Raw genomic sequence first — 21,749 nt, forward strand, 5'->3', positions numbered from 1 at the left:
GCTCGGTATTAAAGCCTTGACATTCAGCGGCTGGCGGTCAACTCCCGCTGCGGCACCCCGACATACTCCGACAGCGGGCGGATCAGCGCATTCGAGGCGGACTGCTCGACGATGTGCGCGGTCCAGCCGGTGATCCGGCTCATCACGAAGATCGGCGTGAACATCTCGATGTCGAAGCCCATCAGGTAGTAGGCCGGACCCGCCGGGAAGTCGAGATTCGGCTTGATGCCGGTCGCCTCGGCCATCGCCCGCTCCAGTTCGGTGTACATGCGCACCCACCGTTGCCCGCCGGTCACCTCGGCGACCTGCTCCAGCGCGTCCCGCATGGTCGGCACCCTGGAGTCGCCGTTCTTGTAGACCCGGTGCCCGAAACCCATCACCTTCTGTTTACGAGCGAGCTTGGCGCGCAACCATTCCGCGGCCAGTTCCGGCGCACCGATCTCCAGCATCGTGTGCATGACGGCCTCATTGGCACCGCCGTGCAGCGGACCCTTCAACGCGCCGATGGCGGCGGTGACCGCGCTGTACACGTCCGACTGCGTCGAGGTGACCACCCGCGCCGCGAACGTCGAGGCGTTGAAACTGTGCTCCGCGTACAGGATCAGCGAGATCTCGAAGGCGCGCACGATACGCGGGTCGGGCACCGACCCGAAGCACATGTTCAGGAAGTTCTCCGCGAAGCCCAGATGTGAGTGCGGCGCAATGGGATCGAGGCCGCGGCGACGACGCATATCGGCCGCGATGACCGTCGGCAACACCGCGGTCAGCCGTAATGCCTTGGCCAACAGCGCTCGCTGCGCGGGGGCGCCACCCAGATCCTCCTCGGGGTCTTCGGCACCGAGATAGCTGACGACGGTGCGGACCACATCCATCGGATGGCAAGAGGTAGGCATCTTTTCGACGAGCGACAGGATGGATCGGTCGACGCGGCGTTGCGCGCGTTCCCGCTGGCACAGCAGTGCGAGTTGCGCCGCGTCGGGCAGTTCGCCGTACCAGAGCAGATAGGCGACCTCCTCGAACGTGCAGTGCCGCGCGAGATCCTGCACCGCGTACCCGCGATAGGTCAGTGAATTGGTCTCGGGCACCACCTTCGAGATGGTCGTCGTGTCGACCACCACCCCGGCCAGCCCCTTCTTGATTTCGGTCATGTCGCTCACTCGCTCCCGTCTACGCCTCGCTGGCGCTCGGCTCCGCCGTGCGCGAATCGCGCTGTGTCATTGGTCCGCTCGCTACGCTCGCTCACGGTGTAAGTGAAAATTCCGGAATCGAAGTCGTTGTACCGCTGGTACTGCAGGAGCTCGTACAGCCGAGAGCGATGCTGCATCGCCGGAACCAGGCCGGATTGCGTTCCGGTCGAGGCGATTTCGCGCAGTCCGTGCTCCACGGCGTACATCGCCAGCCGCAGCGTTGTCACCGGATAGATGACGGCGTTGTAGCCGAGGTCCTGCAGTGTCCGCGTCGAAAGCAGCTCGGATTTGCCGAACTCGGTCATGTTGGCGAGCAACGGAACATCGACGGCGGCACGGAATTTCGCGAATTCGGCGGCGTCGGCCAGCGCCTCGGTGAAGATGAGATCGGCGCCTGCGTCGGCGTATGCCTTGGCCCGGTCGATGGCCGCATCCAGCCCTTCGGTACCGCGGGCATCGGTTCTGGCGCACAGCACGAAGTTCGGGTCCCGCCGGGCCGAAACGGCGGCACGCAACCGACGGATCATCTCGCCGACGGGCACCACCGCCTTACCGTCGAGATGGCCGCAACGTTTCGGGTTCACCTGATCTTCGAGGTGACAACCGGCCAGCCCCGCGTCCTCCAGCAACGTCACCGTGCGCGCGGCGTTCATCGGCTCGCCGAACCCGGTGTCGGCGTCGATCAGCACCGGCAGATCGGTGACCCGCGCGATCTGCTGACCCCGCGCGGTGATCTCGCTGAGCGTGGTCAGTCCGATATCGGGCAGAGCGAGTTCGGCCGACATCACGGCGCCCGAGACATAGACGCCCTCGAAACCGATCTCCTGAACCAGCCTGGCCACCAGCGGATTGAACGCACCCGGCAACCGCTGGATCTGCCCCGACGTCAGTCCAGCGCGGAATGCCGCGCGCTTGTCGGCCGCACTCGTCGCGGCGGCCAGCAAACCCGTCACCGGTGCCACCGCCCTAGGCTGGAGCCATGAACGACCGCCCCCTGCGCTACCGGCTGATCACCGGCGTCGACGACGCTTCCTTCTGCGAGCGGATCAGCGCTCTGCTCGATCAGGGCTATCGGCTGCACGGCTCCCCCGCGGTGACCTTCAACGGCACCGAGGTGATCGCGGCACAGGCGGTGATCTGGGACGGCGAGTAGCGGGGACATCAGAAGACCCCTTCCGGCGTCCGGGGCGCCCGGTCCAGCACGGCGCTCGATACGGTGAACGTCAGCTGATCCAGTTCGCCCGCGGCGAGTTCCGGTGTGCGCTGGGCCGCGTCCAGGAAGCGATCCTGTTCGGCGGCGTCGAGCACGCCGTCGGCGAGCGTGCGGAACTTGGCGATGTACTGCTCCCTGGCGAACGGCCGCGCACCGAGCGGGTGCGCGTCGGCAACGGCGAGCTCGTCGACGATGGTCTCCCCGCTCTTCAACGTCACCACCGCCCGTGCCCCGAAAGCCTTTTCGTTCGGGTCGGTGGCGTGATAGCGCCGCGTCCACTCCGGATCCTCGGTGGTGGAGATCTTGCGCCACAGCGCGACGGTGTCCGGCCGCTGCGCGCGTTCGGGGGCGTAGGACCGCTCGTGATGCCAAGTTCCGTCTTGCAACGCGACCGCGAAGATGTAAGGCACCGAATGGTCGAGGGTTTCCCGGCTGGCGTGCGGGTCGAACTTCTGCGGGTCGCCCGAGCCGGTGCCGATCACTACATGGGTGTGATGGCTGGTGTGCAACACGATCGAGGCGATCTGGTCGAGATCGCCGATGCGCGAACGCATTCGGCGGGCCAGATCGATCGGCGCCTGGCTCTGATACTCGGCCGAATGTTCCTTGGTATAGCTGTCCAGAATCGCGCGCTTCGCCTCGCCCGGACCGGGCAGCGGCACCCGGTATTCCGCGGCCGATCCGCCGAGCAGCCAGGCGATCACACCGTCGGCGCCTTCCCAGATCGGCGCGGGCGCGCCCTCGCCACGCATCGCCCGGTCCACCGCCTCGACCGCCATCTTCCCGGCGAACGCGGGCGCGTAGGCCTTCCAACTGGAGATCTCGCCCTTGCGCGATTGACGGGTCGCGGTGGTGGTGTGCAGCGCCTGGCCGATCGCCTGATAGATCGTCTCGGTGTCGAGCCCTAGCAGCGTGCCGATCCCCGCGGCGGCGGACGGACCGAGGTGCGCGACGTGGTCGATCTTGTGCTCGTGCAGGCAGATTCCGCGCACCAGGTCGATCTGGATCTCGTAACCCGTTGCCAGGCCGCGGATCAGGTCAGCGCCACTACGACCGAGATGCTGCGCCACCGCGAGGATCGGCGGGATGTTGTCACCGGGGTGCGAATACTCCGCCGCCAGAAACGTGTCGTGAAAGTCGAGCTCGCGCACCGCGACTCCGTTGGCCCAGGCCGCCCACTCCGGCGACACCCAGTGTCGCGCGGGCAGCCCGAACACCGTCGCACCCGAGCGCCCCGGTCCAGGTCGATACGGTTGCGCGAGTGCCTGGGCCCTGGCGCTGGTCACCGGACGGCGGGTCAATGCCGCCGCCGCGACGGCCGCGTTGTCGATGATCCGGTTCACGATCATCTCGGCGACCTCGGCGCTGACCTCGACGGGGTCGGCAGCCACTTCGGCAATCTTGGTTGCCAGGTGTTCCGCGCGCGGGAAATCGGCGTCGGCGGGGCGGGCGCGTACGATGTGTGTCTTCATGCGTCCTCCAGATCAGCGGTGAAAGAACCTCTCTTCGCACGCTACGCAGCTGGGATCTCGCGCAAAATACCTCGCAGCGGCATATTTCTGCGGGAAAGAAGTCCGGATATTGCGATGATTGCGAAGATCCGGGGCTACGATCTTGCCGTGCGGAAGATGTACGCGGGAGCTCGCCTTCGCCGATTACGCGAGGAGCGCAGGCTCACCCAGGCGGCGCTGGCGAAGTCGCTGGATCTGTCGCCCAGCTATCTCAACCAACTGGAGCGCGACCAGCGGCCGCTCACCATCCCGGTACTGCTGAAGCTCAACTCCACCTTCGATCTGGACGTCCAGTTCTTCGCCGCGGACTCGGACGCGCGCCTCGTATCGGACCTGCACGAGGTGCTGATCGATGCCGCAGGCGGCCACACCGCGCCGCTGACCGAGGTGGAGGAACTGGCCACCAGGCAACCCGAGGTCGCCAGGATCGTCGTCGCGATGCACCGCAGGCTGCGCGCCGCCACCGACCAGCTCGATCTGCTCTCCGCCCGGGTGTCCGCACCGACCGGCGCCCCCGGCATGCCGATGCCCTACGAAGATGTGCGGGACTTCTTCTACGACCATCACAATCACATTCCGCAGCTCGACATCGCCGCCGAGCAGCTGTTCGAACAATCCGGACTGACCATCGGCTCGCTGGATCGCCAGCTCGCGAGGGTGGCCGAGGAACGCGCCGGGGTCACCGTGCTGGTGCGCGGCGACGGCGCGGATCCGTCCATCCCCAAACGGCAATACGATCCCGACAGCCGAACCCTGACCTTGGCCAGGCGATTACGGCCGGGGCAGCGCGCCTTCCAGATCGCGACCACTCTCGCGTTCCTGCTGTACGGCACCGAGTTGGACGGCGTCCTCGCCGAAACCCCCTCGCTCACCGGTGAATCCCGCACGCTCGCGCGGATCGGGCTGGCCAACTACTTCGCCGGCGCACTGGTGCTGCCCTACGGGCGTTTTCTGCGCTCCGCCGAGGACCTGCACTACGATATCGACCTGCTCGGCCTGCGTTTCGAGGTCGGCTTCGAAACCATCTGCCACCGACTCAGCACCCTGCAACGGCAGGGTCAGCGCGGGGTGCCGTTCTTCTTCGTCCGCACCGACCGCGCGGGCAATATCTCGAAACGCCAGTCGGCCACGGCTTTCCACTTCTCCCGGGTCGGCGGCAGCTGCCCGCTCTGGGTGGTACACGAGGCCTTCGCGTATCCGGGCCGCATCCTCACCCAGATCGCCGAAATGCCGGACGGTCGACGTTATCTGTGGGTCGCGCGCACCGCGATGACCGCGCCGCACGGATTCGGCACCGCGACAAAGAACTTCGCGATCGGGCTCGGCTGTGACATCGAATACGCCGAACGGCTGGTGTATTCGGCCGGCCTGCAGCTCGACGACCCGGCGACGGCGGTGCAGATCGGCGCGGGATGCAAGGTCTGCGAACGGCCGTCGTGTCCGCAGCGCGCGTTCCCGCATATCGGCAGCCCGCTCGCGGTCTCCGAACACACCAGCACCGACCTGCCCTATCCGCGCGTCGGACGCTGATCCCCCGCGATCCCGGTGAGCTTGTCCGGATTGGCCACCGCGTAGATCCCCCGGACCTGCTCGGAGACCGGATCGATGTCGAGCACGACGACCGCGAACGGCGCGTCGCCGGAGAACACCACCGCCGACGGGTCACCGTTCACCCATCGGTACTCGACGCCGATGTCCGGAACATGGCTCAGCACAATGGGACTGGTGATCAGCCTGGCGACCTTGTCGATGCCGTGGACCGGTCGCAGCGCCGCCCGTCGCTTGCCGCCGCCATCGGACCAGAACGTCACATCCGGCGCCAGCAGCGCCATCAACCCCGCCATGTCGCCGCCGAGCTGAGCGGCCAGGAACTTCTGCGTCACCTCCCGCTGTACCCGCGGGTCGGCTTGGTGGCGCGGCCTGCGGGCATGGACGTGTTCGCGCGCCCGATGCGCGAGCTGCCGAATCGCGGTGGTGCGGCGACCGAGCATCTCGGCGATCTCGGCGTGCGGGTAGCCGAATACCTCGTGCAGCACGAACACCGCGCGCTCCAGTGGCGTCAGCGTCTCCAGCACGACGAGCATCGCCATCGAGACCGATTCCGCGCGCAACGCGGGCTCGGCGGCGTCGATGGTGTCGCGGGCCGCCGGTTCGTCGGCGACCAGCGGCTCGGGCAGCCAGGGACCGACGTAGGTTTCGCGCCTGCGGTTGATGGCGGCCCGCCGGTCCAGCGCGTGGTTGACCGCGAGGCGCACCAGATAGGCGCGCGGATGCTCGATCTGCGAACCTTCCTCCCGATTGCGCGATACCCAGGACAACCACGCGTCCTGCAGCACGTCTTCGGTGTCGGCGACGCTGCCGAGCATGTTGTAGACCACCGAGAACATCAGCTCCCGATGGTCGGCGAACACCCGCGTCGCCTCCGTGTCCACGATCTCGATCATCGCTCCTCCTCTATGCCGATCTTGCTTCCTTAGAGCCGGGCGCGGCCACAAAAAGTGACACGTGGCGGCGAAGTGTGATCCGGCTCTCCCGCTGTCACGTCTCGCGCGGATCGGCGGTCTCAGGGTGGCAACGGATGAGATCTCGTCCGGACCGAGAGAGGACATCGGAGTGCGTACACCCACCGAAACACCATCGTTTCTGACCACCCGCCGCGGCAAGCTCACGCTGGCGCTGCTGTGCCTGGTCGCCTTCCTCGACTTCGTCGACAGTTCGATCGTCAATGTCGCGCTGCCAACCATCCAGCACGAACTGGGGCTGTCGGTGTCGACACTGCAATGGGTCACCAGCGGCTACCTGTTGACCTACGGCGGGCTGATGCTGCTCGGCGGCCGCCTGGCCGACCTGCTCGGCCGGCGCCGGGTGCTGATCGCCGGGACGATCCTGGTCGGCACCGCTTCGGCCATCGGCGGCCTCGCCGAGACCAGCGGGTTGCTGATCGGCGCGCGCTTCGCCCAGGGCGTCGGCGCCGCGCTGATGCTGCCCGCGGCCCTGTCGATCCTCACCACCAGTTTCCGCGAGGGCTCCGACCGCACCACCGCGCTGAGCGTGTGGGGCGGAACGGCCGGACTCGCCTCTGCCGCAGGGGTTTTCCTCGGCGGCGTGCTGACCGAGGGGCCGGGGTGGCGCTGGGTCTTCTACGTCAACACCCCGGTGAGCGTGCTCGTGCTGGCCGCCGTTCCGTTCCTGGTGCCCAATGACCGGCGCAACGAGATCCGTGGTGGCTTCGATGTTTTCGGTACGGCGCTGGCGACCGGCGGCCTGATGCTGCTGGTCTACGGCTTGGTGAAAGCTCCGGAACAAGGGTGGGGCGACGCGCGCACCATTGTCCAACTCGGCGTGGCCACGGCACTGCTGATCGGGTTCCTGATCAATGAGCGATTGACCAAGGACCCGCTCGTCCCGCTGTCGATCTTCCGCATCAAGGGTCTCGCGGCGGCCAATCTGACCCACCTGACGCTGGCCGCGGGCATGCTCGCGATGTTCTTCTTCGTCACGCTGTACATGCAGGAGGTGCTTGGTTACGGGGAATTCCAGGCGGGCAACGCCTATCTGCCGGTCAGCCTCACCATCGGCGCCGTCGCCGGGGTGACCGCGAAGTTCATCGCCAAGACCGGCACCCGGCCGCTCATCATCGCCGGATCGGTGATTTCCGGGCTCGGCCTCATCTGGCTGTCGCGGATTCCCACCGATGGTTCCTACTTGGTCGATCTGCTGCCCGCCATGGTGCTGATGTCCATCGGACTGGGCGTGGTGTTCGTCGCCAACACCACCGCGGCGAACGCGGGCGTGCCCGCCGAGCAAGCCGGACTGGCCGCGGCACTGCTCAATACCGGCCAGCAGATCGGCGGTGCGCTCGGTCTGGCCGTGCTGACCGCGGTGGCCACTTCACGCACCGCGGAGCAGCTGACCGCCGGTCACGCACCCCTGGAGGCGATGACCTCCGGTTTCCGGCTCGCGCTGTTGATCGGCGGGCTCATCACGATCGGCGCCGCCTTCATCGGCTGGCGGACCGTCAACTCGCGTGGCGAGGGCGCGTCGCTTCCTACGGCGGCACCTGCGGAAACAGTCGCCGCATAAGGCGCACGACGGCCGGGTATCGAGCGGATCGGTACCCGGCTTTCGGTCCATCGCACTCGTGTTCCATTCATCCAAGCCCACCGTGACGAGCAGGTCTACCGTGCGAAGTATGGCAACGACACACTCTTCCACCACGGACAGCTCGCTCCAGGAGCAGCTCCTGCGTCTGCTCGACGACTGGATGGCGGCGATCGTCGCCAACGACGCGGCCAGGATCGCCGACTACATGACCGAGGACTGGGTGATGGTCTCCGAGAAAGGCGTGGGGACGGCCGAGCAGTTCCTGACCCTCGTCGAGTCAGGTGAGCTGACGCATTCGGCGATGCAGCGGGTCGGTGACGCCAGGATCAAGCGCTACGGGAACGTCGCGGTGCTGACGGTGCGGGCCACCAATACCGCGCACTACCAAGGCAAGCGGTTCGACGCCGACGAATGGACGACGGACGTCTACGTCGAGACCGAGCGGGGGTGGCGGTGTTCGCTCACCCAGATCACCACGGTCGCGACCGAGTGATCCGGTTGTCGGGCAACTGATTCAGGACTTGGCAAGGTACTCCAGCCGCTCGGAGTCGACGGCGGCGTGCATCATGCTCGCCAAGCCGGGGTGCTTCTTCAGGCCGGGGTCGGCCTCGACCACCTCGCGGGCGAGTTCCTGTGCGGCGGTGATGACTTCGAGGTCGTCGAGCAGCGAGAGCAGGCGCAGCGAGCGCGCCGTTCCGGACTGGGCCGCGCCGAGCACGTCGCCCTCGCGGCGGGTGCGCAGGTCGAGCACGGCGAGTTCGAAGCCGTCGGTGGTGGCGGCGACGGCGTCCAGTCGCGCCATGGCCGAGCCGCCCGGCGCGGCATCGGTGATCAGCAGGCACAGTCCTTGGTGTTTGCCGCGGCCGATCCGGCCGCGCAGCTGATGCAGCTGGCTGACGCCGAAGCGGTCCGCGTCGACGATCACCATGACGGTCGCGTTCGGCACGTCCACGCCGACCTCGACCACGGTGGTGCACACCAGCACGTCGACCGACCCGTCGTTGAACGCGCGCATCACCTGATCTTTTTCGTCCGCGGGCAGCCTGCCGTGCAGCAGGCCGACCCGCACTTCGGACAGCGGCCCGTTGCGCAACGTCTCGAAGACGTCGAGCGCGGCCTGCGTTGTCGGGCCTTCCTTTTCGGGTTCGGCGGCCTTCGCCTTGCCGTTGCGGGACTTGCCGGAGCTTTCCTCGTCGTCACCGATGCGGGAACACACGACGTAGGCCTGCCGACCGGCCTTGACCTCTTCGACGATGCGCTCCCAGGCGCGGTCGACCCAGTTCGGATGTTGTCTGCGCGGAACGACTTTGGACGTGATCGGGGAACGACCCCGCGGCAGTTCGGTGAGTGTGGAGGTCTCCAGATCGCCGAGGGTGGTCATCGCGATGGTGCGCGGGATCGGTGTCGCGGTCATCACCAGCAGATGCGGGCTGGTTCCGGCTTTCGCCTTGGCGCGCAACGCATCCCGCTGTTCGACACCGAAGCGGTGCTGTTCGTCGACGACCACCATGCCGAGATCGAAGAACTCGACGTTGTCCTGGATCAGCGCGTGCGTGCCGATCACGATGCCCGCCTCGCCAGTCATCGCCGCCAGCAGCGCGGCCTTCTTGGTCGCGGCCGACATCGAACCGGTGACCAGCACGACCTTCGTCGCGTGCTCGGCGGCGCCGAGCTCACCGCCGCTGGCGAGGTCGCCGAGCATGCCGCGCAGCGACCGATAGTGCTGGGCGGCAAGGACTTCGGTCGGCGCGAGCAAGGCGCACTGCTGGCCCGCGTCGACGATCTGCAACATCGCCTGCAACGCGACGATCGTCTTGCCCGAGCCCACCTCGCCCTGCAACAACCGGTGCATCGGATGGCTGCGCGACATGTCCGCGGAGATCTCCGCGATCACCTGCTGCTGGCCCGCGGTCAGCTCGAACGGCAGCCGCTGCTGGAACTCGGCGGCAATGCCGTCCGGTCGCGGCGGACACGGGCGGGCGGCGCGACCGGACACCTCGTGGCGGCGTTCGGCGAGCACCAGCTGCAATGCCAGTGCCTCGTCGAAACGCAGCCGCTCGCTGGCCTGGTCGATGTCGGACTTGCGCTCCGGCAGGTGGATCAGGCGCAACGCGTCGGAGATCTTCATCAGGGCCCGGTCGTTCCTGATCTCGTCCGGCAGCGGGTCGTCGATCGGATCCAGCTGATCGAGGACCTGCCGGACGCAGGCGAGCACATCCCAGCTCTGCACCTTCGCGGTGGCCGGGTAGACCGGGATGAACTCGCGTTCCATGAACGAAGTGTCCACTCCCCCGGCACCTTTGGCGCTCTGCGCCAGACCGCGCAGGTCACCGCCGCCGCGCACGGTGGTCATCGTGCCGACCGACTCGTCGTCGGCTTCGGGCAGGATCAGATAGCCGGGATGGCTCAGGTTCCATTGACCGGGCCGCCAGTAGTTCACCGTGCCCGACATCATCGCCCGAAGCCCCTCGCGGACAACGTATTTCACCTTGTCACCATTGAAGAAGGTGACGTCGACGCCGCGGCCGGAGCCGGAACCGGTGTCCAGCACCACCTTCAGCAGCGAACCGCGGCGGTTGCGCATCGGCCGCAGCTCGGCCTTGGTGATCCGGCCGATCACGGTGATGTGCGAACCGTCTTCCGGCTCTTCCTCGGTGAGCGGCTGCCCCTGGGTCGCGTAGCGCAGCGGATAGTGCCGGAGCAGGTCCTCCACCGTGTGCATGTCGAACGCGTCGACCAGCGAGCCCGCCGCCTTCACGCCGAGAATATGGTCGAGCCGATCACTCAGGGTCGCCATCTATTCCACTCCGATCTGCACCAGATCACCGTGCTGCCCACCGGAATACACGGTGACCTCCACGCCGGGAAAGCTTTCGCCGATGTGCGCGGCGAGATCATCGGCCAGGCCGTCCGGGGCCGCCGCCCCCATCAGCAGGGTGACCAGCTCACCGCCGAAGGCGAGCATCCGGTCGAGCAGCGTCAAACCCGCCGCGCGCACATCATGGTCGATCACCACCACATCGTGGCCGACCAAGCCGAGCCCATCGCCCGCTTCGCACGTTCCCACCATGGTGAGCGCGCGCTCTCGCGCGGCGCGCAGCGAACCCCACCGGGTGGTCGCGGCCGCCTCCGACATGGCGAAGGCGTCGTCGACGGCGATCCGGCCGCGATCGTGCACAGCCAGCGCCGCGAGCCCCTGCACCATGGACGCACTCGGCAGCAGCAGCACGTCGCGGTGCGCGTCACGGGCGGCCACACCGACCGCGACCAGGTCGTGCGCGGGTAGCGCGCCGTTGGGTAGGACCAGTACCTCGCGATTGGGCATCGCGCGGATCGCGGCCAGCAGCGCGGCGGCCGTCACGGCGCCGTCACCGCCGAGCACCACCGCCCCGGCGTCCTCGAACAGCGCGGCAGCACCGTCACCGGCCGCTACCGCCAGGATCCCGCGATCGGCCGGCCCATTGGTTTCCTTCGCGGAGTCCATGTTCGTGTGGGTGACGAGGTGGCCCGACGTCATGTCGTGCAGCGTTGTCGCGAAGCTCTCGATGCGGATTCCGCTGAGCTTTCCCGCGGCGATTCCGGCTTCCACGGCCGCGCCCGCGTCCGCGCAGTGCACATGGGCAGACCAGGAACCGGCACCGTCGCCGACGACCACCACCGAATCGCCGAGCTCGGTGAGGCGGGCGCGCAACCGCGCCATCTGCTCGAGATCGGTATCGGCCAGCAGGTACATCACTTCGTATTGCGGTGCTGCCGAATCGGTTTCAGTATCGGTCGGCTCAGCGGCGCGCACCGTGACCGGTTCACTCGGGGCGTATTCCGGTCTGGCCGGAATCTCACCGAGCGTCACCGAGACCAGGCTGTCCAGGAGCACGACGAGTCCACGCGCGCCCGCGTCGACGACGCCCGCGTCGCGCAGCACACCCAGTTGGGACGGGGTGTCACCGAGGGCCTTGGCGGCGCCGTCGGCCGCGGCGAGCGCCACGTCGGCGAGCGAAGCGTCCGGGCAGGCTTCCGCGCTGGCGGCCGCACAGTCGAGGACGGTGAGGATGGTGCCCTCGATCGGCACGCTCAATGCGTCGCGGACCAGCACCGAGGCGCGGTTCAGGGCATCGCGCAAGGTGACGGCCGACAGCGGTTCGGTCCGTACCGCCTCGGCGATACCGCGCAGGACCTGGGACAGGATGATGCCGGAGTTGCCCCTGGCGCCGATGGTCGCACCGTGCGCCATCGCGGCGGCGACCTCATGCGCCGACACCGTGGGACTGGCCTTCGCGTCGGCGGCGTCCATCGCGGCGCGCATCGTGGCGAGCAGGTTGGTGCCGGTATCCGCGTCCGGGATGGGGAAGACGTTGAGTGCGTTGATCTCCTCGCGCCGGTTTTCCAGGCCGTCGAGGCAGGTTCGGCCCCAGCGCAGCAGCGCAGTGCCGTCCATCACATCCCGCACTCCGGGCACCGTCACCCCTTCTCTGTAGTTCACTTGCGGCGTTCCCGGTCCCGCCGTGATTACGCAAGCTGCCGCCCGCGGGTCATCGCTGCGGCACCCGCCGCCCGCAAGATTAGCGGGCGATACCGACATACAGTTGGTACCCACCACGTGTTCCGGCAACGTCCGGACGCACCCGGTTTGGTGGATGCGGGGCCGTCCAGCTACCCTTGCAGGGTTGCCTCGCGTGGCCGTTGCCGGTTTGCGCTGGCCGATGTCAGTCGGCAGGGGTACGTCAATACATTGTTTCCGGACATGCTGCCCGCGGGCGGCGGTCCTCCACATGACATGAAGGAGTTCGCGACTATGGCTGCCGTCTGCGACGTCTGCGCCAAGGGCCCCGGCTTCGGGAAGTCGGTCTCGCACTCGCACCGGCGCACCAACCGTCGCTGGAACCCGAACATCCAGACCGTTCGCGCCCAGGTTGCGCCGGGTAACACCCGCCGCATGAACGTGTGCACCTCCTGCCTCAAGGCAGGCAAGGTCGTCCGCGGCTGACTCAGCCCCGGCTGACCGGTACGAGACCGACGCACGCCCCGGCACCCTCACGGGTGGTCCGGGGCGTAGTCATCGATGGGCGAAAATCGTGGGCATGACCGAGCCCGAGTGGCGCATCGCCCCACTTGCCGCCGAGCACACCTACAGCCTCGCCGAATGCCACATCGACTGCTGGCGTGAGGCCTACCGGGACCTGGTACCCGCCCATCTGCTCGAAGCCTTCGATGTCGAGCGGCGAGCTGCGCAATACGAGCGCAACCGTGTCGAATATCCGGGCCGGATACAGGTGGCGCTCGTCGGTGAACAGGTGATCGGCTTCGCCGGAGCGGGCCCGACCCTCGACGACCCGCCGGTGCCCCCGCTGCAGTTGTATGCGTTGTACGTCCGTTCGCCGTGGTACGGCACGGGCCTCGCGCACGACTTGCTGCGCGCCGCCCTCGATCCGACGGCGGCGTACTCGCTGTGGGTCTTCGAGGAGAATCCACGCGCCCTGGCCTTCTACCGCAAACACGGCTTCGAATTGGACGGCGCTCGCAGGGTCGAGGCGTTCACGCCGTCGATCGAGGTTCGGATGGTGCGGGAGCCAGCCGACTGGTGAGGTCCGAGAGTCACGCCTGCACTGGAGGGCTCTCGCTAAGGACGAAGAACCGACCGCAACGGACGGACAAACCCCCAGATGTGCACTCCCCTGGATCAGCAGTATCCGTAGGCCATAAAGTGCTGATCATGACCGACACCGAGCAAGCCGGGTACGTGAGCACCGTCGACGGCGTTCTGCAGATCACCATCGCGACCGCCGCCAACGGCACGTCCATGGATTTCGGCGGCATCGTCGCGGGCACAGCCGCGCTGCGTTCGCTCAGCTCCGAGGTCGGCGCCGTGCTACTGACCGGAACCGGCGCGAACTTCTGCGCGGGCGGCAATGTGCGCGGCTTCGCGGCGGCCTCGGATCGCGCCGCCCACATCTATGGCCTGGCAACGGATCTGCACCATTTCGTGCGCGCACTCGACGCGACCACCGTTCCGGTCGTGGTCGGCGTGCACGGCTGGGCGGCGGGCGCAGGGATGAGCCTGGTCTGTGCCGCCGACATCGCACTCGGCGGGCCAAGTACCAAGCTGCGCCCGGCCTATCCGGGCATCGGCCTGAGCCCCGACGGCGGCATGTCCTGGACGCTGCCGCGCATCGTCGGACTCGGCCGGGCCCGCGAAATCCTGCTCACCGACGCGGTTTTGGACGCCGAGGAGGCGGTGCGACTCGGCATCCTCAGCCGGCTGGTGGCCGACGAGGAGGTTCAGGCCGAGGCACTGAAGCTGGCCCGAACCCTGGCCACCGGACCGCGCTCCACCTACACCAGCATCAAAACGCTACTGGCGCAATCGGCTTCGTCGGCCCTCACCGATCAGCTGGATCGGGAACGCGACGCGATCGCCGCCGCGGCGGACAGCGCGACCGGCCGCGAGGGTGTAGACGCCTTCGTCGCGAAGCGCAAGCCGAAGTACACGTAGGTCAACGGGATTCACTGCCTGGTCTGCAAGACGAACTTCGCGACCGCGTCGGTGAAAGAGTCGTTGTCGTCACCGGCCGCGGTGTGCGCCGCACCACCGATCTCGACCAGCTGCACGTGCGGCACCAACTCCTGAAACGCCGCCGCGCCTTCGGAACTCACCACATCCGAGCGCATACCGCGCACCAGCAACACCGGGATCGTCAATTTGCGCGCGGCCGCTTCCATCTGTTCGGTCATTGCCGACGGGTCCTCGGCGCGGTGGGCCAGCATGTCCGGGTCCCAATGCCAGTACCAGCGGCCGTCGCGCTGCCGCAGATTGCGCAACAGACCGTCGGTGTTGGCCGGACGCGGCCGGTGCGGCAGGTATTCGGCGACGGCGTCGGCCACCTGCTCCAGGTTGTCGAAACCGTTGCGGTGCTTGCCGAGAAAGTCGATCACCCGCTCGATACCGGCCCGCTCCGGCCTGGTGACGATGTCGACGAGTACCAGCGCGCTGATCGCCGCGCCGCCGGGAGCGGCGGTGGCGAGCAGGCCGGTGATGCCGCCCATGCTCGCCCCGACCACGACGGCGGGCGCACCGAGCTGTTCGAGCACGAGCAGCAGGTCTGCCACCATGGTGTCGCGTCGGTAGTCGCCGTCTTCGGACCATGCGCTGTCGCCGTGCCCGCGGGCGTCCAGGGTGACAACCCGCATGCCGGACGCGGCCAGCTTCGCACCGGTCTGTTTCCACGAGTGCCTGGTCTGCCCGCCGCCATGCAGGAAGACGACGAGCGGACCGTCGGCCGGGCCGAACTGGTCTGCGGCCAGCTCGATCCCACCCGAACCGCGCAGCCGCAATGGTGCGGGCTCGAGAAGTTTGTTCGCATTACTCACGAACCGAGGATCGCATAGAACCGGTTATGGTTCGCGGGCGAGCCTCCCGAACGGCTGCGTCAGCAGTCCCACTTGCCGGAGGCGCTGAGGGTGCGCTGCAGCAGGCAGGCGACCTTGGCGTTGACCGAGGAGGAGATGGTGGAGGAGCCGTTGGAGGTGAACTCCTCACCGATCGGCGTCGAGGCGGTGTCGGCGGCCTGCGCCGTGGTGTCCGTGGCCTGCTCCAGCGGCAGACCCGCCGCACTCGCGGTCGCGGCGCCGCCCGCCAGGGCAGCGCAGAAGGCCAGGGTGGCGGTGGTGCTGCGCAGCGCGCCTCGAACGGTGGTGTTGGGCATGGAAAAGCTCCTCACTCGATTCAATCTCGGTAGATCACACACAGACGCCTGCTCAGGGCAGGCGCCAGTCAACGGGTTCGGCGCCGAGTTCGTCGAGCAGTTCGTTCACTCGGGAGAACGGGCGGGAACCGAAGAAGCCGCGCGACGCCGACAGCGGCGAGGGATGCGCGGACTCGATGTAGGGCACCTCGGCCGCGACCAAGGTGGGCTTGAGGGTCGACGCGTCGCGGCCCCAGAGGATCGCGACCAGCGGCTCGTCCCGCGCCACCAGCGCGCGAATCGCCTGCTCGGTCACCGCCTCCCAGCCCTTGCCGCGATGCGAGGCGGGCTGGCCCGGCGTCACCGTCAGCACCCTGTTCAGCATCAGCACACCCTGATCGGACCAGGGGGTCAGGTCACCGCAGGACGGCGTCGGATGGCCGAGATCCTTGGTGTATTCGGCGAAGATGTTCGCCAAGCTGCGCGGGACCGGCGAAACATCCGGTGCGACAGAGAAACTCAAGCCCATCGCGTGGCCGGGAGTCGGGTACGGGTCCTGGCCGACGACCAGCACGCGGACCGCGTCGAAGGGACGCTGGAAGGCGCGTAGCACGTTCTCACCGGCCGGTAGGTACCCTCGGCCCGCCGCGTTCTCTGCCCGCAGGAACTCGCCCATGGCGGAAATCCGATCCGCCACCGACTCGAGTGCCTTCGCCCATCCCGGATCCATGATTTCCGACAGTGGTTTCGCGCCCATGACCGCACAACTTAGCGTGGTTCGCCCGCAACCGCCGAGTCCACCCCACCGAATGATTCCCATCCGGCGCTGCCCGGCCGCGCCGCGCCGTCGACGGTGACGCCGTGACCGGCCGACACTCGCCCGATCGGCACCCAGCCCGCGGGCAGCGGGTACCCGGCCGACCAGGTACCGACGAACGCGTGATCCTCGCCACCGGTCAGAATCCATTGCGTCGCATCGGCATCCATGCGTGCGGCGATTCGGTCGAGTGCTTTGTCACGCAGCGCGGCCGAATCCAGATCGATGGCGACCTCGGACGACGTGGCGATATGGCCGAGGTCGGCGAGTAGGCCGTCGGAGACATCCGTCAGTGCGTTCAGTCCGATATCGCCTGGATCGGACGCACCGGTAGAACTCGGCCGCTGGTGAGTTGTGTTGCCATCGGCATCCGCCACCGTGGAATCCGGTGTCTCGGCCACTGCTGTCCCGCTCAGCGCATTCAGCACCGCCGCGTAGGGCGGCTGCGGGACACGGTGCGCGGCAAGCGCTTCGGCGAAGTCGTCGGACTCGGCGTCGGCGGTCAGGATGGCAAGACCGGCGGCCGACCAGCCGAGACGGCCCGCGACGGCGACCGTATCCCCCACCCGCGCACCGGCTCTGGTGATGGCGGCGCGGCCACGCAGGTCACCGAAGGCGGTCACCGAGATGACGATGTCGCGGCTGCGGACCAGGTCGCCACCCGCGATGGAGGCGCCCGCGCGGGCCGCTTCGGTCCACATCCCGTCGGCCAACCCGTCGATCACGTTGAGCGGGGTGTCGGCCGGGCAACCGAGCGCCACCACGAAGGCGGAAGGTACCGCGCCCATCGCGACCACGTCGGCCGCGTTCTGCGCGATCGCCTTGCGGCCGATGTCCTGGGGGCTGGACCAGTCCAGGCGGAAATGCCGGTCCTGCACCAGCATGTCGGTGGTGACCACGAATCGGCCGTCGGGCGCGGCGACCAGCGCGGCGTCGTCGCCCGGACCGAGCAACACACCGGGTGTTTGCAGGCGGCCGCTGTTGATCCGATCGATCAGCGCGAACTCCCCCAGTTCACGCACCGTCCTCGGCCCCGTGCTCTCGCTGATGACCGGTCCTTTCAGGCGCGCTGCTAGCTGGAATCGCCCCGAAGGTACCCTTTCCAGGGCAATCGAGTACTACCGGGCCGGTCACGGCGCCGCCGCACCCACGCGGCCCACCCTCCGGTCATCCAGCGCAACAGGAAGGATCGGTGAGCATGGCGGCGGAATCGTCGGACCGCGATTCGGCGAAGGACAAGGCCGGGCAACCCGCGGCGGACGCCCCTGCCGCCGATACCCGACCTGATGCGGACGCACCGCCGAACGCCGGTGGCGCTGAAGCTGCCGCCACGTCGGACGCTGCCGATGGAGACGCTGGGCCTGCCGCTACTCGATCGGAAGTCGCTGCACCGGACACCGTCGACGGACGCGCTGAGACTGCCTCGGAAAGCGCCACATCAGACGCCGAAACCGTGGCCCATGCCGCAGGCGGCTCCACGCAAGACGGCGCTGCCCAGGCCGCAAGCACTCGCCAATACTCGCCCGCCCTGATCGCGACCGCTGTCGCCTTGCCCGTCGTACTCGTGGTCGCGGTACTCGTGGCGGCGATCCTCGCCCGCCGCGCACCAGTCGAACGCGAGCCCCTGGTCCTCGGCCCGGTCCCCGCCCCCGCCGCGACCGGCCCCGCCTGCACCACCCTGCTCCCCGCACTACCCACCGAACTCGGCGAATTCACCAAATCCACCCTCGTCGAACCCTCCCCACCGGCCACCCGCGCCTGGCAGCGCCCCGACGGCGGCGACCCGATCGTGCTGCGCTGCGGCCTGGACCGCCCCCTCGAATTCAACCGCGCCTCCGCACTACAGATAGTCAACGGCGTCCAATGGTTCGAGGCCCGCGACCAGGCCGCCAAGGCAAGCACCTGGTTCGCCGTAGACCGCGAAACCTACATCGCCCTCACCGTCCCCGACGGCTCCGGCCCCACCCCCCTCCAAGCGGTCTCCGACACCATCACCGCCAACCTCCCCGCAACCCCCCTAGACCCATCCCCCCTCCCCAACTAACCCAACACCAACAGGACACCACCGCGCCCCCACTCGCACAACCCCGCAGCCACGTCCCGCTGATCTTGCGTCAGTCCCTGGTGCCGAGTTGAGCGTCCGGCTACCGGTTGTCCAGCGCGTTTTGGCAGATCTTCTCGCACAGTTCGGCGAAGCCGATGCCGACGACCGCCGCGGATTGCGGGAGCAAGCTGGTCGCAGTCATACCCGGCAGGGTGTTCGCCTCCAGGCACCACATTCGACCTTCACCGTCCACCCGGAAGTCGACGCGACTGTAGTTTCCGAGTTTGAGGGCCCGATGCGCCTGCACGGCCAGACTGCGCATCTCGTCCGCCTGCGCGTCCGGGATCTCGGCAGGAAAAATCTCTACCGCCCCATCCACTTGGTACTTGTTGCGGTAGTCGAAGATCTCACTGCCCTGCGGAATGATCTCGCCGACGGCCAGCGCTTCCCCACCGAGTACCCCGATGACGAATTCGCGACCGGGAACAAACTTTTCGACCATGACCTCTTGATCATGAACTCGGGCGACCCGCACGGCGTCGGCGAAGAGGGCGGGATCTTTGACCACTGTCAACCCGACGGTGGAACCTTGCTTGTTCGGCTTCACGACGACCGGGCAGCCGAGCCGATCATCGAACTCGGCGGTGGGGCCCACCATGTACCAGTCCGGCGTCGGCACACCCGCGAGCCGAAACAGCCTCTTCGAGATGTCCTTGTCCATCGCCATCGCGCTGGCAAGCACACCGCTTCCCGTGTACGGCACACCCGCCAGATCGAGCAAGCCTTGGATCGTGCCGTTTTCACCGGTGCCACCGTGCAGCGCCAGGAATACGACATCGACCGACCGCAACCCGCCCGGCTCGCCGAGCAGCTGCATGGTCACATCCTCACCGGGAATGATGCTCAGGTCCGGCGGCTCTACCGGGACCGTCGCCTCCATGAGGCGGTCCTCGTCACTCGGCTTGAGTTTGCCAGCCGTGGTGTCGAAGGCAGAGACGTCGTGGCCGCGATCCCGCAGCGCACGGAATACCTGCCCCGCCGTCGCGATCGAGACATCCCGTTCGCTGTTCGTCCCCCCGAACAACACCGCCACCCGCATGTGTTTCCGCCTTGATCCGCGCTCGGTTTTCGCCTGCATCGACAGTCGAGCAGGCTACACGGGCCCGCCGCGATGACAGCAAACGTGTGCGGGCCCGTCACAACACGGTACTGGCCGAATCACCAGTGGAAAACGATCCCCGAACCCGGCCAGAGCAGGCTATCCCGCGGGGTCGCGAAGCTGATCTGCTGGGAGTGTGTGCTGTCCACACTCCGTGAGAACTCCCCGACATAGGCTCCGAGCCCATAGGCGAGGAAGTGTTCGTACGAAAGTTCGCTGGTGCCGGAAGGGTCGTCGATGCGCAAGGTCACCTCGCTTGCACCCGCGCTGTAGTAGCCGTTGAACAGCACCGGGAAGGTTCGCTCGTCGCTCGGTATCGGAAAGTCGAACTGCAGGGTGTACGGAACGGCCGTCGAGGTCTGCTGTTCCTCCGGTATATCGATGTACCAGCGGACGACATCCGACAAGCCTTCCGAGTTGTCGACATGCACCGGCGCGGCCACACCGTCGACCCACATCCGGACCAGACAGAAGCCGGCAACCGCCGCCCGCCAGGCTGAAGGGTCGACTCCCGGCATCATGACCAGTTCTCGCGTCAAACAGTTGGAGAACTGGTACTCCACCTGCAGCGCCTCCTTGGTGCGGGCCACACTGACCCAGTACTTCCGAGACGTAGCCTCGGGCAATGCGCGACGAGCCCGACTCAATGTGTCTACCCGGTACACGTCGAGGTCACCGCATCTGCGCTCGACGAGATGAATGGAAATGTCGTACTTGGCGTCCCAGATGACCAGTTCGGCCTTGCTGCCCGCCTTCAGCAGCGGCTCGAGCCCGCGCTGCCACACGACATCGGCCCACTGCGTCGAGTCGCAACGGGCGCTGATGAGTAGGCGCTGGAGTGCCGAGATCCGATACTCGGGAACCATCGCGCGCACCTGCGCAGAGGTCATCCGCCAGATCGACTCGTCTCGCTCCGGGAGAAAGATCGCCCCCGCCGCGACACCGGTCAGCACCAACCAGAACTGGCGTAGTCCTTCGTTGTTGCCGGACGCCACATAGGCGAGCAGTGATGCGGCTGTCAGTGCCCAGCCCGCCCTGGCGCGCGTCCTGGTGAGGTGTGCTGCAAATCGCCGCATCAGTTTCACGAAGTCACGCATTCACCCTCCTCCACTAGGGGACGCAGCAGGTAGTCGACCTGCCCCGTGATGAGCAATTCGGTGCCCTCGGCACTGACGAGAAGCGTGCCGCCCCGCATCCGGACCTCGACCGGCATGGGGTGCAATCCCAGCCGATGCACCACGTACGCGGCCGCTGCCGCGCCGGTGCCACATGCTTTTGTCTCGTCCTCGACGCCGATTTCGTAGGTGCGCACGCCTATCCTGGACGCCATCACCGCGACGAAATCGACGTGCACGCCTGCTGGATGCCCCACCATCCGGCACAGTGCGTCGTCGTGGGCCAGTCGCGCACCCTCGGTGCTGACGTCGACCTCGGCGAGCCGTTCACGGAGAACTACGACATGCGGGATGTCGGTGTAGACGAAGAACATCGCCTGCCCGAGCGCGCGGTACTCGCGTGGAGTTCCCACCGATACGATCGGCTCCCCGCGCTCCATCCGAATGCGACGGGGCCCGTTGTCGGTAAGCACCTCCGCTTCGTCGTTGAACCAGCCGATATCGCTGAGTAAGCGAGCGGCGCAACGCAATCCGTTGCCGCAGGCGGGTTCGTATGTGCCGTCTCGATCGTGAAACCAGAAGCGTGCCGTCGAGTCCGTCCAGCGCAGGAACACGACACCGTCTACTCGTACCGCAGTGATCCGGCCGCATACTTCGCGGGCCAGCCGAGCCCGATGGCTTGCGGTACCGGGGTCGCGGTAAGCCGGGAGGATCGCGATGACATTACCGTTGCCGTGCATCACCTGGAGCGGTGCGAACACCAAGCACCGTACGCGAATCATCGTTCGAATCTCGTCGCACTCCGCGGCCAGCAACGCCGTGTCGAAGGCGGGCAGTGGAATCGCCTTCGACAGTTGCATACCGGCCCCCTCGGTACTTGTTCACCGACAGTATCGACGCACCGCCACTAGATTGTGGTC

The 21,749-nt window shown here is 67.4% G+C and carries 21 protein-coding genes; 8 read left to right on the forward strand and 13 right to left on the reverse strand.

What is annotated here, in order from left to right; genetic code table 11:
* Positions 1–23: 23 nt before the first annotated feature.
* Together KV110_RS30475 and prpB are read right to left on the reverse strand one after the other, a co-directional pair.
* Positions 24–1,148 (reverse strand): bifunctional 2-methylcitrate synthase/citrate synthase, encoded by a 1,125-nt coding sequence (locus KV110_RS30475; protein ID WP_218470629.1) that lies wholly within the window; start codon positions 1,146–1,148, stop codon positions 24–26.
* Positions 1,149–1,153: 5 nt separating this feature from the next.
* The gene (gene prpB, locus KV110_RS30480; protein ID WP_218479103.1) at positions 1,154–2,140 is read right to left on the reverse strand and encodes a methylisocitrate lyase; all 987 of its coding nucleotides are present in this window, start codon (positions 2,138–2,140) and stop codon (positions 1,154–1,156) included.
* A gap of 26 nt (positions 2,141–2,166) precedes the next feature.
* Here prpB and KV110_RS30485 point away from each other — a divergent pair, with 26 nt between their 5' ends.
* Positions 2,167–2,340, forward strand: coding sequence for a DUF1737 domain-containing protein (locus KV110_RS30485; RefSeq protein WP_218470630.1), 174 nt, complete (start codon positions 2,167–2,169; stop codon positions 2,338–2,340).
* 8 nt (positions 2,341–2,348) lie between these two features.
* On the opposite strand, the gene prpD is transcribed toward KV110_RS30485, so the two are convergent.
* Positions 2,349–3,872, reverse strand: coding sequence for a 2-methylcitrate dehydratase PrpD (gene prpD / locus KV110_RS30490; protein ID WP_218470631.1), 1,524 nt, complete (start codon positions 3,870–3,872; stop codon positions 2,349–2,351).
* 147 nt (positions 3,873–4,019) lie between these two features.
* On the opposite strand from prpD, the gene KV110_RS30495 reads away from it, so the two are divergent.
* Positions 4,020–5,441 (forward strand): short-chain fatty acyl-CoA regulator family protein, encoded by a 1,422-nt coding sequence (locus KV110_RS30495; RefSeq protein WP_218470632.1) that lies wholly within the window; start codon positions 4,020–4,022, stop codon positions 5,439–5,441.
* Here KV110_RS30495 and sigJ read toward each other — a convergent pair.
* Entirely contained in the window at positions 5,420–6,355 is a 936-nt protein-coding gene (gene sigJ, locus KV110_RS30500) for an RNA polymerase sigma factor SigJ (RefSeq protein ID WP_218470633.1), read from the reverse strand. The two genes, KV110_RS30495 and sigJ, sit on opposite strands and share 22 nt — an antisense overlap.
* A 169-nt stretch (positions 6,356–6,524) precedes the next feature.
* Here sigJ and KV110_RS30505 point away from each other — a divergent pair, with 169 nt between their 5' ends.
* Both KV110_RS30505 and KV110_RS30510 read left to right on the forward strand, forming a co-directional pair.
* On the forward strand, positions 6,525–7,994 hold the full coding sequence (locus KV110_RS30505; protein WP_218470634.1) for an MFS transporter: 1,470 nt from the start codon (positions 6,525–6,527) through the stop codon (positions 7,992–7,994).
* A gap of 109 nt (positions 7,995–8,103) precedes the next feature.
* Positions 8,104–8,508 (forward strand): nuclear transport factor 2 family protein, encoded by a 405-nt coding sequence (locus tag KV110_RS30510; RefSeq protein WP_218470635.1) that lies wholly within the window; start codon positions 8,104–8,106, stop codon positions 8,506–8,508.
* Between the two features lie 21 nt (positions 8,509–8,529).
* On the opposite strand, the gene recG is transcribed toward KV110_RS30510, so the two are convergent.
* Together recG and KV110_RS30520 are read right to left on the reverse strand one after the other, a co-directional pair.
* A complete protein-coding gene (gene recG / locus KV110_RS30515) occupies positions 8,530–10,812 on the reverse strand; it encodes an ATP-dependent DNA helicase RecG (RefSeq protein WP_218470636.1) in 2,283 nt (760 codons plus the stop codon).
* Positions 10,813–12,450, reverse strand: a complete 1,638-nt coding sequence (locus KV110_RS30520; RefSeq protein WP_218479105.1) for a DAK2 domain-containing protein — start codon at positions 12,448–12,450, stop codon at positions 10,813–10,815.
* 357 nt (positions 12,451–12,807) lie between these two features.
* Between KV110_RS30520 and rpmB the strand changes: the two genes are divergently transcribed.
* The 3 genes from rpmB to KV110_RS30535 all read left to right on the forward strand — a co-directional run bounded on the left by rpmB (position 12,808) and on the right by KV110_RS30535 (position 14,505).
* Positions 12,808–12,999 (forward strand): 50S ribosomal protein L28, encoded by a 192-nt coding sequence (gene rpmB / locus KV110_RS30525; protein WP_011210730.1) that lies wholly within the window; start codon positions 12,808–12,810, stop codon positions 12,997–12,999.
* 94 nt (positions 13,000–13,093) lie between these two features.
* Positions 13,094–13,597 carry a GNAT family N-acetyltransferase gene (locus tag KV110_RS30530; protein ID WP_218470637.1) on the forward strand — a complete coding sequence of 168 codons (504 nt, stop codon included), beginning with the start codon at positions 13,094–13,096 and terminating at the stop codon, positions 13,595–13,597.
* Positions 13,598–13,725: 128 nt separating this feature from the next.
* Positions 13,726–14,505, forward strand: a complete 780-nt coding sequence (locus KV110_RS30535) for an enoyl-CoA hydratase/isomerase family protein (protein WP_218470638.1) — start codon at positions 13,726–13,728, stop codon at positions 14,503–14,505.
* Between the two features lie 11 nt (positions 14,506–14,516).
* Here the strand turns inward: KV110_RS30535 and KV110_RS30540 are convergent, their stop codons facing one another.
* The 4 genes from KV110_RS30540 to thiL are packed head-to-tail and all read right to left on the reverse strand — an operon-like array spanning position 14,517 to position 17,533.
* Positions 14,517–15,380, reverse strand: a complete 864-nt coding sequence (locus KV110_RS30540) for an alpha/beta fold hydrolase (RefSeq protein ID WP_218470639.1) — start codon at positions 15,378–15,380, stop codon at positions 14,517–14,519.
* Between the two features lie 59 nt (positions 15,381–15,439).
* Positions 15,440–15,715, reverse strand: a complete 276-nt coding sequence (locus KV110_RS30545; RefSeq protein ID WP_218470640.1) for a hypothetical protein — start codon at positions 15,713–15,715, stop codon at positions 15,440–15,442.
* 52 nt (positions 15,716–15,767) lie between these two features.
* Positions 15,768–16,451 (reverse strand): uracil-DNA glycosylase, encoded by a 684-nt coding sequence (locus KV110_RS30550; protein WP_218470641.1) that lies wholly within the window; start codon positions 16,449–16,451, stop codon positions 15,768–15,770.
* Positions 16,452–16,462: 11 nt separating this feature from the next.
* Positions 16,463–17,533 (reverse strand): thiamine-phosphate kinase, encoded by a 1,071-nt coding sequence (gene thiL, locus KV110_RS30555; RefSeq protein WP_218470642.1) that lies wholly within the window; start codon positions 17,531–17,533, stop codon positions 16,463–16,465.
* Positions 17,534–17,964: 431 nt separating this feature from the next.
* Here thiL and KV110_RS30560 point away from each other — a divergent pair, with 431 nt between their 5' ends.
* On the forward strand, positions 17,965–18,555 hold the full coding sequence (locus tag KV110_RS30560) for a DUF3515 domain-containing protein (protein ID WP_393538257.1): 591 nt from the start codon (positions 17,965–17,967) through the stop codon (positions 18,553–18,555).
* 100 nt (positions 18,556–18,655) lie between these two features.
* Here KV110_RS30560 and KV110_RS30565 read toward each other — a convergent pair whose 3' ends face one another.
* The 3 genes from KV110_RS30565 to dapF all read right to left on the reverse strand — a co-directional run bounded on the left by KV110_RS30565 (position 18,656) and on the right by dapF (position 21,689).
* Positions 18,656–19,654, reverse strand: a complete 999-nt coding sequence (locus tag KV110_RS30565) for a D-alanine--D-alanine ligase family protein (RefSeq protein WP_218470644.1) — start codon at positions 19,652–19,654, stop codon at positions 18,656–18,658.
* Positions 19,655–19,773: 119 nt separating this feature from the next.
* Complete coding sequence (locus tag KV110_RS30570) at positions 19,774–20,811, reverse strand: hypothetical protein (protein ID WP_218470645.1); 1,038 nt, start codon at positions 20,809–20,811, stop codon at positions 19,774–19,776.
* Positions 20,796–21,689 (reverse strand): diaminopimelate epimerase, encoded by an 894-nt coding sequence (dapF, locus tag KV110_RS30575; RefSeq protein ID WP_218470646.1) that lies wholly within the window; start codon positions 21,687–21,689, stop codon positions 20,796–20,798. The genes KV110_RS30570 and dapF overlap by 16 nt, the downstream gene beginning before the upstream one ends.
* Positions 21,690–21,749: the final 60 nt, after the last annotated feature.

This window comes from Nocardia iowensis, from assembly GCF_019222765.1.
Lineage (GTDB): Bacteria > Actinomycetota > Actinomycetes > Mycobacteriales > Mycobacteriaceae > Nocardia > Nocardia iowensis.

Coding starts and splice junctions, on each gene's coding strand:
- KV110_RS30565 (WP_218470644.1), bottom strand. CDS start 19,654: ATGCGGGTGGCGGTGTTGTTCGGGGGGACGAACAGCGAACGGGATGTC.
- KV110_RS30570 (WP_218470645.1), bottom strand. CDS start 20,811: ATGCGTGACTTCGTGAAACTGATGCGGCGATTTGCAGCACACCTCACC.
- KV110_RS30535 (WP_218470638.1), top strand. CDS start 13,726: ATGACCGACACCGAGCAAGCCGGGTACGTGAGCACCGTCGACGGCGTT.
- KV110_RS30520 (WP_218479105.1), bottom strand. CDS start 12,450: ATGGACGGCACTGCGCTGCTGCGCTGGGGCCGAACCTGCCTCGACGGC.
- dapF (WP_218470646.1), bottom strand. CDS start 21,689: ATGCAACTGTCGAAGGCGATTCCACTGCCCGCCTTCGACACGGCGTTG.
- KV110_RS30510 (WP_218470635.1), top strand. CDS start 8,104: ATGGCAACGACACACTCTTCCACCACGGACAGCTCGCTCCAGGAGCAG.
- prpD (WP_218470631.1), bottom strand. CDS start 3,872: ATGAAGACACACATCGTACGCGCCCGCCCCGCCGACGCCGATTTCCCG.
- KV110_RS30530 (WP_218470637.1), top strand. CDS start 13,094: ATGACCGAGCCCGAGTGGCGCATCGCCCCACTTGCCGCCGAGCACACC.
- KV110_RS30485 (WP_218470630.1), top strand. CDS start 2,167: ATGAACGACCGCCCCCTGCGCTACCGGCTGATCACCGGCGTCGACGAC.
- KV110_RS30475 (WP_218470629.1), bottom strand. CDS start 1,148: ATGACCGAAATCAAGAAGGGGCTGGCCGGGGTGGTGGTCGACACGACG.
- recG (WP_218470636.1), bottom strand. CDS start 10,812: ATGGCGACCCTGAGTGATCGGCTCGACCATATTCTCGGCGTGAAGGCG.
- KV110_RS30550 (WP_218470641.1), bottom strand. CDS start 16,451: ATGGGCGCGAAACCACTGTCGGAAATCATGGATCCGGGATGGGCGAAG.
- rpmB (WP_011210730.1), top strand. CDS start 12,808: ATGGCTGCCGTCTGCGACGTCTGCGCCAAGGGCCCCGGCTTCGGGAAG.
- KV110_RS30545 (WP_218470640.1), bottom strand. CDS start 15,715: ATGCCCAACACCACCGTTCGAGGCGCGCTGCGCAGCACCACCGCCACC.
- sigJ (WP_218470633.1), bottom strand. CDS start 6,355: ATGATCGAGATCGTGGACACGGAGGCGACGCGGGTGTTCGCCGACCAT.